Below are 11903 nucleotides of genomic sequence, written 5' to 3' on the forward strand. Positions count from 1 at the left end.
AAAGCAAATTTGCCAGTATGATTGACAATTGTTTTATAAAATGGTGAAGTATTGGGGGGAGATTACCAATTCTTCACCATTTTAATGCATAGGATAAGTTAATGAATTATAAGGAGGACCAAGACCGTATGGAAGAATATGTTGTCGAAATGAGACACATTACAAAGCAATTTGGTAGTTATAAAGCAAATAATGATATTTCATTACAGCTAGGGAAGGGCGAAATTTTAGCTCTTTTGGGTGAGAATGGTGCGGGAAAGTCTACATTAATGGGGATGCTTTCTGGGCTATTACAACCAACTGAAGGTGAGATACTGATTAATGGTCAAGTTATGAAAATGGATAATCCACGAGATGCAAAAAAATTGGGTATTGGAATGGTGCATCAACATTTTATGTTAATACCTGCTTTTTCAGTACTTGAAAACATTATCCTGGGAGATGAACCAACAAAGGCTACAAAGATAAACTACAAGAAGGCTGCTTTAGATATAAAAAAATTAGCTGAAAAATATCATCTAGACATTGATATTAATGCAAAGGTCCGTGATATTACTGTTGGTATGCAACAACGTGTTGAAATCATGAAAGCTTTGTATAGACAAGCCAATGTTTTTATTTTTGATGAACCAACGGCAGCATTAACACCACAAGAAATTGAACAGCTAATTAAAATTTTGAGAGCTCTTGCTGCAGAAGGTAATTCTATAATATTTATTACTCACAAACTTAAGGAAATCAAAGAAGTAGCTGATCGCTGTGTTGTAATCAGAATGGGGAAAGTTATTGATACTGTGCAAGTTGGGGATACAAAAGAAGAAACACTTGCAGAAATGATGGTTGGCCGAAAGATTAATTTTGCAGTTGATAAAGAAGCAACTGATAAATCGGAAACAATATTAGCGATTAATAAATTGAATGTAGAAGCCCATGGACTATTGAAAGTTAAAGACTTGGATATGACAGTGCATAGTGGTGAAATTGTAGGAGTTGCTGGAGTTGATGGAAATGGCCAAAGTGAATTGATTGAGGCAATTACAGGACTTCGCAAAATAAAAAAAGGTACGGTCAAACTAAAGGGAAAAGAATTACAGAATTTGAGTGCGCGTAAGATATCAGAAGCAGGAGTGGGGTGTATTCCTGAAGATCGTCAAAATGTAGGGCTAATCTTGCCGTTTACAATTGCTGAGAATCTAGTGTTAAAAAATTATTACCAAAAACCTGCTAGTCAGCACGGATTGTTAAATTATAGAAAAATAAACGAGCTAGGCAGACAACTTATTAAGGAATTTGATATTCGTTCGCAAGGTGAAAAAGAGATAGTTGGAGATCTTTCAGGTGGTAATCAGCAAAAGGTAATTGTTGCCAGAGAAATTTCCGCAAATCCAGATCTTTTAATTGCTGCTAATCCAACTCGTGGGGTCGATATTGGAGCAATTGAGTATATTCATGAAAAAATTATAGAACAAAGAAATGCAGGACGAGGAGTTCTTTTGATTAGTTTTGAACTTGATGAGATTTTGAAACTTTCCGATAGAATTGTAGTAATGCATGAGGGTGAGATTGTTGGTGAGATTAATCCAAAACATACATCAAGTGAGGAATTAGGTTTGATGATGGCTGGAAAAACGCCAGTAGGTCAACAAGGATAGGAGAGAAAAAACAGTGCATACTAAATCACTTAAAGGATTGGTTATACCTTTAGTTTCAGTGTTAGCCGGTTTTATTGTCGGTGCAATTTTGATGCTAATATTTGGATATGACCCAATTCAAAATTACCAAAACCTGCTAATTGGTTCACTTGGTGGGATTTATTCAATAGGTGAAACATTAAGAAATATGATTTCTTTAATTCTCACGGCTTTAGGATTTGCAGTTGCTAGTAAAGCTGGATTTTTTAATATTGGAGGTCCAGGACAGTATTTAATTGGTTGGTTTGGAGCAATAGTATTTACGCTTAAATTTTCGTATTTACCAGCAATACTTCTTATAATTGGTGCGCTGTTATGTGGTGCACTAGCTGGTGGTATATGGTCTATGATTGCTGGTATTTTGCGAGCATATTTTGGGACCAGTGAAGTCATTACTACTATCATGCTTAATTATATTATCTTGTATGTTGTCAACTTTGCAGTGAAAAGTTGGCTTGCAAGCAAGGGAAGTGATTCTTCACCAAATATCGTTTCTAAAGCTAATTTAAATACAGAGTTTCTACAACATATTACAGATAATTCTACATTTAACTGGGGATTTTTCATTGCATTAGCGGTCGTTGGTTTGGTATGGTTTTATTTCAATAAAACTAAATCAGGATTTGAAATTCAGGCTGTCGGATTAAATGAATCAGCATCTCAATATTCAGGAATTAGTGTTAAGAAAACAATTATTATTGCTATGCTTATATCGGGATTATTGGCTGGGCTAGGCGGTGCAATTGATGGTTTAGGAAATTACGAAAACATATCGGTTTCTAATAACCTTCCTAATGTTGGCTATAACGGAATGGCTGTTGCATTATTGGCAGCGGAAAATCCAATTGGAATTGTTTTTGCCGCACTGTTGTTTTCAGCTTTGCAAATAGGTGGGTTGAGTATATCTGTCTATTCGAATACACCTAGTGAGATTGTCGATATTGTAATTGCTTCAATTATTTTCTTCGTTGGAATTAAATATGCATTTGAGATAATGGTGAAAAAGGGTTGGTTTAAAGGTAAAAATAAAGCAAGAAAAGGGGGTGCAAAATAGTGAGTTTGACAACTATTTTAATGACAGTTTTTTCAACAACATTTGTCTATGCCGCACCTCTAATATTTACTGCCTTAGGAGGAACTTTCTCCGAAAGAAGCGGTGTTGTTAATGTTGGACTTGAAGGTATGATGATTATTGGTGCATTTGGAAGTACAGTTTTTAATTTGACGTTTGCAAGTACTTTGGGAAGTATCACTCCTTGGGTGTCTTTATTAATAGGTGCTTTGTTTGGATTGGTGTTCTCCTTATTACATGCTGTTGCAACAGTGACTTTCCGTGCGGATCATATAATAAGTGGTACTGTTTTAAACTTAATGGCGCCTGCACTAGCTGTCTTCTTAACAAGGGTCATTTATAATGGTAAAGGACAAACACCCGTTATCAATCAAAGTATGGGTGATTTTACATTTCCAATTCTGTCTAAAATTCCATTTATAGGTAAGGTTTTATTCACAAATACATCACTTGTGGCATTTATAGCCATTATTATTGGATTCATATGTTGGTTCTTCTTCTTTAAAACAAGTGTTGGCTTGAGAATGAGGTCTGTTGGTGAAAATCCAACGGCTGCGGATACTTTAGGAATTAATGTGATTAAGTACAAATACATGGGAGTCTTAATTTCTGGTTTCTTTGGTGGGATTGGTGGTGCTGTGATGGCACAATCGATTACCTTGAATTTTTCAGCAAGTACAATTTCAGGTCAAGGGTTTATGTCTTTAGCTGCAATGATTTTTGGTAAATGGAATCCGCTTGGCGCGACCGGAGCAGCATTATTCTTTGGATTGGCTCAAAGTTTACCTATTATTGGAGCATATATTCCTATTTTGTCACATGTCAACTCTGTCTGGTTCCAAATAGCTCCTTATGCAATTACTATTATTGTTTTGGTGATATTCTTAGGAAAAGCAGTGGCACCAGCTGCGGATGGACAAAATTATATTAAGGGTGAATAACATATAGTTTTAGCAACTAAATAAAAAAATGAATTTTACTAAGAGACTGGGTCGAAGATATACGATCTAGTCTCTTTTATTGATAATAAAATCTTACGGATTTATGTTACACGGAAGATTGTATATTAACTATTAGTAAAGTATAAAATGTAAGTACAGCTAAAAATAATTAACATTTGATGTTAGATTTCTTTTGAATCCAAACAATAGTACCATTACTCTTGTGTTTTTTATGCTTTATAATTAAAATTAAAAGAACATTAGACTGTTTAATCTATATTTTATTTTATTAAGGTCAGATTGTTAGCAAGGTGGGAACTGAGATGGAGAAATTCAATAAGACGATGTACAGCCCTTCCTTTGAGCATGATGCTTGTGGAATGGGATTTATTACCCAAATTGACGGAAAAGCAAGTCATGAATTAATTGAACGCGCTCTTATTATGTTAAGAAGAATGAATCATCGTGGTGGTACTGGCTCCGAGCCAGATACAGGCGACGGGGCAGGAATCTTATTTGCAATGCCAGATAATTTCTTTAGGACATATGCTAATGAACATAACCTGAAATTACCAGCGTTTGGAGAATATGCAGTTGGAATGTTTTTTTTACCGCAGAAAAAAAATGAAAAAGAAGCAATGTTGTCGTCAATTGAAGATGAAGTTCTTAATGCAGGATTTCATGTGATTGGCGCACGTAATGTTCCGTATATTTATGAAAGTTGTGGGCCAACTGCTCAGAAAACAATGCCGGGTTTTGTTCAAGTTATTATTGGCAAACCATCTGATATTGAAGCCGGAAGAGAATATGAAGATACATTGTATCGATTACGTAGACACTTAGAGAAGACTTTTTCTGCTGAAGAATTTGCAATTGTGAGTTTATCAAGCAGAACTATATGTTACAAGGGAATGTTACATGCATATCAAGTGGGGGAATTTTTCCCAGATTTACATGATCAAACGATGGAATCTGCAATTGCTTTGATTCATTCACGGTTTTCAACAAATACCTTTCCAAGTTGGGAACGGGCTCAACCCTTTAGATTTATTGCTCATAATGGAGAAATTAATACATTGAAAAGGGCAGAAAACTGGATGGTAAGTCATAATATAGAGATTTATAATGACGAAGATTCTGATTCTGCAAAATTAGAAAATTGTATGGAATATTTGTATCGTAATGGTAGAGATATTCCACAAATTTTATTAATGATGGTTCCAGAAGCTTGGGGGAAAGATGCTCATGTGTCTGCTAAGCAAGCTGCATTTGATGAATATAATGCTGGATTTGTGGCACCATGGGATGGGCCTGCAGCATTATGTTTCACAGATGGAGTGCAAGTTGGTGCAGCATTAGATAGAAATGGCTTACGTCCTTCGAGATATAATCTTGTGAAGGGTAATTTTTTAGTAGTTGCTTCTGAGTCTGGTGTCTATGATGTTGCACCTGAGGATATTATTGAAAAAGGTATTCTAGGACCTGCTGATATGATTCTTGTTGATACTAGTGAGGGTAAATTTTACAGAACAGCTGAAATTAAGGAAAAATATTCAAGTAATCAGCCATATGCTAAATGGTTAAAAGATGAACAATTGACGCTTGATGATTTATCTGAAGCTGATGTTGATGAAAACATTTCGGAAAGTGCGCTAAGGACTCTTTGGCGGCGGCATGGCTACACTGAAGATGTTATTCGTGACGCTTTGATTCCGATGGCACAAAAAGGAGAAGAACCTGTTATTTCAATGGGATATGACTCTCCTTTAGCAGTTTTAAGTAAAGAACCACAATCATTATTTACGTATTTTAAGCAACAGTTTGCACAGGTTACTAATCCACCAATTGATGCCATTCGAGAAAAACTTGTAATTGGAACAGAGATGTTTTTAGGTGCAGATGGAGACATCACTAAAGACGTACCAGTAAATGCAAAAAAAATAAAATTGGATTCGCCAATTTTGGACTCAAAGTCCTATGAAAAACTACGCCATTTGAACGGTAAAAATGGCTTTAAAGCAGCGATTGTAACTATTTGTTATGATATTGCGCAAAGACCTAATAGGTTGGAACAAGCGCTGGATGATATGTTTAAAGATGCGGAATCTAAACTTGAACAAGGTGCTAATTTATTAATTTTAAGTGATCGAGGAGCTACAAGAGAACAACTAATAATTCCAGTATTATTGGCAGTCTCTGGGTTAAATAACTATTTAGTCCGAAAAGGTAAGCGGGAATTGGCTTCGATTTTAGTAGACACTGGTGAAGCCTGTGAAATTCATCATTTTGCGACTTTACTTGGTTACGGTGCTTCCGCAATTCATCCTTATGGAGCATATGCAACCTTACTTTCGTATGATTTAGGTGATAATCTTGAGAATTACCGGAAGGCTGCTGAAAAAGGAATTGTCAAAGTAATGAGCAGAATGGGTATTTCTACAATTATTGGATACCAAGGAGCACAATTATTTGAAGCAGTCGGGCTTTCAGAAAAAGTAGTTGGTAAATATTTTACGGGAACTGAAAGTCGAATAGGTGGATTAAACTTAAACCAAATTGAAGAAGAGTACTTGGCAAGGTATCGCAAGGCATTCAATACAAGAGCGATTGAGGATTTGCCTGCTGGTGGAAGTTTTAAATACAGATATGATGGAGAGCACCATCTGTATAATCCGTTGACAATGTACAAGTTCCAACAAGCTGTACGTACTGGAGATTATGAAATCTACAAAGAATATGTTGCTGAAATGAAGCAAGAAGAACTAGAAACACCAACTACGTTACGTTCTCTTTGGGAGATCAAGGGAGTACATGGGGCTGTGCCCTTGTCAGAAGTTGAACCGGTGAGTCAAATTGTTAAAAGATTTAAGGCGGGAGCAATGAGCTTTGGTTCTCTTTCCAAGGAAGCACATGAATGTATTGCTCAAGCAATGAATGAATTAAATGCTAAAAGTAATAGTGGAGAAGGTGGTGAAAATCGTAATAGATTTAAACCACAAAAAGATGGTAGGAATCTTAATAGTAAGATAAAGCAAGTTGCTTCGGCTAGGTTTGGTGTTAATGCCGAGTATTTGATGAGTGCTGAGGAGTTGCAGATTAAAGTCGCACAAGGAGCAAAACCTGGTGAGGGTGGTCAGCTACCTGGCACGAAGAACTTTCCCTGGGTTGCTGAAATTCGTGGTTCTGTTCCTGGAGTACGACTGATTTCTCCACCACCTCATCATGACATTTATTCCATTGAAGATTTGAAACAACTAATTCATGACTTAAAACAAGTTAATCCATTTGCTAAAGTTACTGTTAAGTTGGTTTCAAGTACTGGGGTTGGGACGATTGCGACAGGGGTTGTTAAGTCTGGCGCTGATAAAGTAACGATTAGTGGATATGATGGTGGAACCGGTGCGGCACCAAGAAATTCTGTCAGAGACGCAGGGTTACCATGGGAGATGGGTCTAGCGGAGGCTCATCAGACATTAGCATTAAATAACTTGCGTCAACGGACAACAATTGAGACGGACGGTAAGTTAATGACAGGGCGAGATGTTGCAATTGCAATCATGCTTGGCGCTGAGGAGTTTAGTTTTGCATCCTTAGTTTTAGTATCAATTGGATGTATTATGATGCGAGTATGTAGTCTTAATACTTGTCCTACAGGGATTGCTACCCAAAATCCTGGATTGCGTAAGCTATTTATAGGAAAACCAGAGCACGTAAAAAATTGTATGAGATTTATTGCGCAAGATTTACGTGAAGAAATGGCTACTTTGGGTTATCGGACAATTGACGAATTGGTAGGCCACACTGAAAACATAACACCTAGGTTTATTGCAAAAGGTAAGGCTAAATCGCTTGATTTTTCACGTGTTTTGACTACTTCAGTAGGAATTGAGCGTAAATCGGTTGATCCGTTTGCTCCTAAATATCAATGGCCAGAATTGAATGCTTTTGCAGAAATGGCATTAGCAAGTGAACAACCAGTTGTTATAAAGCAACCGATTAATAACCGAATGCGGACTGTTGGTGCTAGAATGGGCGGCTGGATTGCACAGCGTTTTGGGAATATTGGCTTACCTGCGGGGCAAATAAAATTCGAATATACAGGTGTTGCTGGTCAAAGTTTTGGTGCATTTATTACGCAAGGGTTAGAACTTGAATTAACTGGTGAAGCAAATGATTATGTTGGTAAAGGGCTCAGTGGCGGACGGTTAGTTGTGCGTGCACCTAGGGTCGCTCAGCAATTGTATAGTAATGCACCAATTGTGGGCAATGTTGCTTGTTTTGGTGCAACCGGTGGAGAAGCTTTTTTCAACGGACGTGCGGGTGAACGATTCTGTGTTAGAAATTCAGGTGCAGATGTTGTTGCAGAAGGAATTGGAGATCATGGATGTGAGTACATGACCAATGGAACTGCTCTAATTTTAGGGTCCACTGGTAGAAACTTTGGAGCTGGAATGTCTGGAGGAATTGCATATGTCTATGATCCTGCTGGAAGTTTTCCGCAACAATGTAATTATGAAATGATTGAATTGTTTGATATTAATAATGAAAAAGACAAAAAAGTTGTAAAAGATTTGTTGCGTAAACATTTTAGATATACTGATTCTAAAAAAGCTAAGTTTATTTTAGATAATTGGGAATTTGAAGCGAGCCATTTTGTGAAAGTCTATCCAAAAGAATTTAGACGTATCAACGAAATTATGGCAAAATACGCTAAAGATGATTTTACTGAAGACCAATTAAAACAAAAAGCGTTTGATGAAATTGTAGGCGTTCAACCAACTATCATTAAGTAAGGAGGAAGCGAAAATGGCAGATCCGTTTGGTTTTTTAAAGTACCCACGTGTTGATAACCCTACACGCGCAGTGGAGGAACGAATCAAGGACTTTGCAGAGATGCAAAATGCATTGAGTGATGAAGAGCGACGTAAGCAAGCTGCTAGATGTATGAACTGCGGAGTTCCGCATTGTCATGCTGGTTTCTTCTATGCTGGTGGGAAGGCGGTTAGTGGATGCCCAAATGATAATTTGATACCTGAATGGAATGATTTGGTCTACCGTAACGAAGATAAACGCGCTTTTGAAAGGCTGACTAAAACTAATCCGCTCCCTGAATTTACAGGGAGGGTATGCCCAGCTCCTTGTGAAGCCGCATGTAATGAAGCGTTACATGGTAAAGGAATTACGATTAAAGATAATGAGCGATTCATTATTGAACAAGGTTTTAAATTTGATTGGGTTAGAGAAAGTGGGATGCCACTGCATAGAAATGGTATTAAGATTGCGATTGTCGGTAGTGGCCCGACTGGGTTATCTGCAGCTTGGCAACTTAACAAGTATGGTTATGAAGTAACTGTCTTTGAAAAAGATGATCTTCCAGGCGGTTTAGCAATGTACGGGATTCCAAATATGAAGTTACCTAAGGATATTGTTGCACGTCGAATTCGAGTAATGGAAGATGTTGGAATAAAATTTGTTGTCAATACTAATGTGGGTGTCGACATTACCGCCGATGAACTAAAAGAAAATTATGCTAGAGTATTGTTAACTGTTGGTGCACGTCAAGCACGTGATATTAATGGAGAAGGACGAGAATTGAAAGGTATTATGCAAGCCCTGGATTATCTAACATTGGCTACGAAAGAAGTTTTACATGACGGTGTTGCTGCAAGTCAGAAATTAGCTGGTAAGAAGGTTCTGATTGTCGGAGGAGGCGATACTGCCACTGATTGTATTGCTACTGCAGTAAGACAAGGTGCAACAGATATTAAGCAACTTGAGATTAGCCGCCAACCACCATTAGAGCGTTTGGCAAGTAATCCATGGCCAGAATGGCCAATCATTTCTAAGAAGGGCTATGGTCAAAAAGAAGCTGATAGCGTTATTGCTGAAGATTTAACAATTTACGAAACAACTGCAATCGGGTTTGAAGGAAAAAATGGGAAAGTTAAGAAGGTAATTACGAGTAAAGCACGTTTATATAAGCCGGTTCCTGGAACGGAAAAAGAAATGGATGCAGATTTTGTAGTGATTGCGCTTGGCTTTACTGGCGCTGAACGTTCAGTTATTGATGCATTCGATATTACCGAAATGAACAAGGACTTTACAACAGATCAAGAAAGAGTGTATGTGGCAGGAGATGCGCGTCGTGGAGCTAGCCTTGTAATTTGGGGTATCTATGAAGGACGAATGGCTGCTGATATGATTGATCAGTCTTGTCAAGTTAAGGTTTAATGGCTTTAAGGTTTCACGTGGAACACCATCTTTTTATAATATGCATTTATTGTTAGATGTAAAAAAGACTAGGTTAAAACCTAGTCTTTTTTGGTTTCTATAGTATTAGTGAAAAATCAGAAAATAACCAATTACGATAATGCCAAGGATGATTCGATACCAACCAAAAATTTTGAAATCTTTTGTCTTAATGTAATTAAGTAGGAATCTAATGGAAATATAGGCGATTACAAAGGATACAAGTACACCAACGGCAAGAATTACACCTTGTAGCCCAGCTAAACTTCCGCCATGTTTGAAAAACTTATAGAGTTTTAGCAAAGATGCCCCAAACATTGTAGGTATAGCTAAGAAAAATGAGAATTCAGCTGCAACGTAACGCGAAGTTCCTACCATAATCCCACCTAGGATGGTAGAGCCTGACCTCGAAGTTCCAGGAATTAACGAGAGAACTTGAAATAAACCAATTGTAATAGCAGTTTTATAAGATAAGGTATTTAAATCTGAGAACTTGGGTTGGGTCTGTGCATTACGATTTTCGATAACGATAAAGAGGACTCCATAAAAAATTAATGCAATTGAAACAACCAACCAATTCATTAAATGCGCATCCATCCAATCGTTTAATGGTAACCCAACAATGACAGATGGAATAACAGCTACAATAACTTTTTTCCACAATGTCCAAGTTTGCTTTTTTTCAAGTGAACTTTTTTGGGTAGCCCATGGATTTAATTTATTGAAATAGATAACGACAACAGCCATGATTGCACCCAGTTGAATTACCACATTGAACATATCCACAAATGCTTTAGATTGTTCCATCTGAATAAATTCATCTACTAAAACCAAATGTCCCGTTGAACTAATTGGCAAGAACTCTGTAACACCTTCGACTATCCCCAAAATTATTGCCTTAATAATGTCAAACATATAACTTCTCCTTCATAACTAAAAAGTTTTTCACCTTATCATAATACTTCATTTTAAGTAGATAAACAATTTAGATTATAAATGGGAGGATATTAAACATGGAATATAGAAGTTAAACAATATGACTCTTTGTCGAAGTCTGTTGATAGAGTCAAGAGAATTAAGTACAATTTGGTTGTGATATAAAAAAACTAGCGCCTTAAGACGCTAGTAAGTAATAAATCTAGAGCTATCAATAAAAGTTTAATTAAAGTAACTTACCTTAATTAAACTTTCTATTTTTAGTTTACACGATTAGGCTTATTATCAGGTTTTACTTTATCAAAGCCATCATTTAAAGTCTCTTTTGATTTCTTTGCACCTTTACTAACTACCTCTTTTGTCTTGTCTGTAGCATCACTGAAGCGATCTTGAAGTGAGGTTGAATCCTTTTCATATTCTTCCTTTGTTTTGATATCGACAACATTTACGTTTATCTCGATTACTTCTAAATCAGTCATATTTCTTACTTCTCGGACAATAACATCTTTCATTTTGTCATAGAGTTTAGAAATGTCAATACTATATTCGGCTACAATATCAAGATCCACGGCTACTTGTTTTTTACCGACCTCCACATCAATTCCGGATGTAACATCGTTAGTGTTTACTAATTTTTCAGCAATATTTGAGAAAAAACCGCCATCTATGGTTAATAAACCGTCTACTTCAGAAAGGGCGATGCCAATAATTTTTTGAATTACCTTGTCATCAAATGTCAAATTACCCTTAACAGTGGATTTTTCGTTTTGTGTTGTTTTTGAACTTAATGTTCCGTTTTGCATAATTTTTCCTCCTTTAATTGGACAGTTATTTGAATAGATTTGATAATATACCCGATTTTTGAATATAGTAACCAACGGTGATACCGAGTACTATGAAAATTAAAATCACAAGGGTCTTGAAGAAGCCAATGGTGATGACCAAGACCGCAAGGAGCAACCCTATAAGGCCACCAATAATCGGCCAAAAATAGGTTTTAATAAGTTCGGTCAC

At 36.8% G+C, this 11903-nt stretch carries 8 protein-coding genes; 5 read left to right on the forward strand and 3 right to left on the reverse strand.

What is annotated here, in order from left to right; translation table 11 throughout:
• Positions 1-128 precede the first annotated feature (128 nt).
• The 5 genes from FC80_RS01205 to FC80_RS01225 all read left to right on the forward strand — a co-directional run bounded on the left by FC80_RS01205 (position 129) and on the right by FC80_RS01225 (position 9935).
• On the forward strand, positions 129-1652 hold the full coding sequence (locus tag FC80_RS01205; RefSeq protein ID WP_057828327.1) for an ABC transporter ATP-binding protein: 1524 nt from the start codon (positions 129-131) through the stop codon (positions 1650-1652).
• Between the two features lie 13 nt (positions 1653-1665).
• The gene (locus FC80_RS01210) at positions 1666-2745 is read left to right on the forward strand and encodes an ABC transporter permease (protein ID WP_057828328.1); all 1080 of its coding nucleotides are present in this window, start codon (positions 1666-1668) and stop codon (positions 2743-2745) included.
• A complete protein-coding gene (locus FC80_RS01215) occupies positions 2745-3704 on the forward strand; it encodes an ABC transporter permease (protein ID WP_057828329.1) in 960 nt (319 codons plus the stop codon). The genes FC80_RS01210 and FC80_RS01215 overlap by 1 nt, the downstream gene beginning before the upstream one ends.
• A gap of 323 nt (positions 3705-4027) precedes the next feature.
• On the forward strand, positions 4028-8497 hold the full coding sequence (gene gltB / locus FC80_RS01220; protein WP_057828330.1) for a glutamate synthase large subunit: 4470 nt from the start codon (positions 4028-4030) through the stop codon (positions 8495-8497).
• A 13-nt stretch (positions 8498-8510) separates the two neighbouring features.
• On the forward strand, positions 8511-9935 hold the full coding sequence (locus tag FC80_RS01225) for a glutamate synthase subunit beta (protein WP_057828331.1): 1425 nt from the start codon (positions 8511-8513) through the stop codon (positions 9933-9935).
• A 105-nt stretch (positions 9936-10040) separates the two neighbouring features.
• Here FC80_RS01225 and FC80_RS01230 read toward each other — a convergent pair whose 3' ends face one another.
• The 3 genes from FC80_RS01230 to FC80_RS01240 all read right to left on the reverse strand — a co-directional run bounded on the left by FC80_RS01230 (position 10041) and on the right by FC80_RS01240 (position 11903).
• Positions 10041-10868 (reverse strand): undecaprenyl-diphosphate phosphatase, encoded by an 828-nt coding sequence (locus tag FC80_RS01230; RefSeq protein ID WP_057828332.1) that lies wholly within the window; start codon positions 10866-10868, stop codon positions 10041-10043.
• A gap of 281 nt (positions 10869-11149) precedes the next feature.
• On the reverse strand, positions 11150-11692 hold the full coding sequence (locus tag FC80_RS01235; protein WP_057828333.1) for an Asp23/Gls24 family envelope stress response protein: 543 nt from the start codon (positions 11690-11692) through the stop codon (positions 11150-11152).
• Between the two features lie 25 nt (positions 11693-11717).
• On the reverse strand, positions 11718-11903 hold the full coding sequence (locus FC80_RS01240) for a DUF2273 domain-containing protein (RefSeq protein ID WP_057828334.1): 186 nt from the start codon (positions 11901-11903) through the stop codon (positions 11718-11720).

The sequence above is a fragment of the Liquorilactobacillus cacaonum DSM 21116 genome, assembly GCF_001436735.1.
GTDB lineage: Bacteria > Bacillota > Bacilli > Lactobacillales > Lactobacillaceae > Liquorilactobacillus > Liquorilactobacillus cacaonum.

Coding starts and splice junctions, on each gene's coding strand:
- gltB (WP_057828330.1), top strand. CDS start 4,028: ATGGAGAAATTCAATAAGACGATGTACAGCCCTTCCTTTGAGCATGAT.
- FC80_RS01230 (WP_057828332.1), bottom strand. CDS start 10,868: ATGTTTGACATTATTAAGGCAATAATTTTGGGGATAGTCGAAGGTGTT.
- FC80_RS01225 (WP_057828331.1), top strand. CDS start 8,511: ATGGCAGATCCGTTTGGTTTTTTAAAGTACCCACGTGTTGATAACCCT.
- FC80_RS01235 (WP_057828333.1), bottom strand. CDS start 11,692: ATGCAAAACGGAACATTAAGTTCAAAAACAACACAAAACGAAAAATCC.
- FC80_RS01205 (WP_057828327.1), top strand. CDS start 129: ATGGAAGAATATGTTGTCGAAATGAGACACATTACAAAGCAATTTGGT.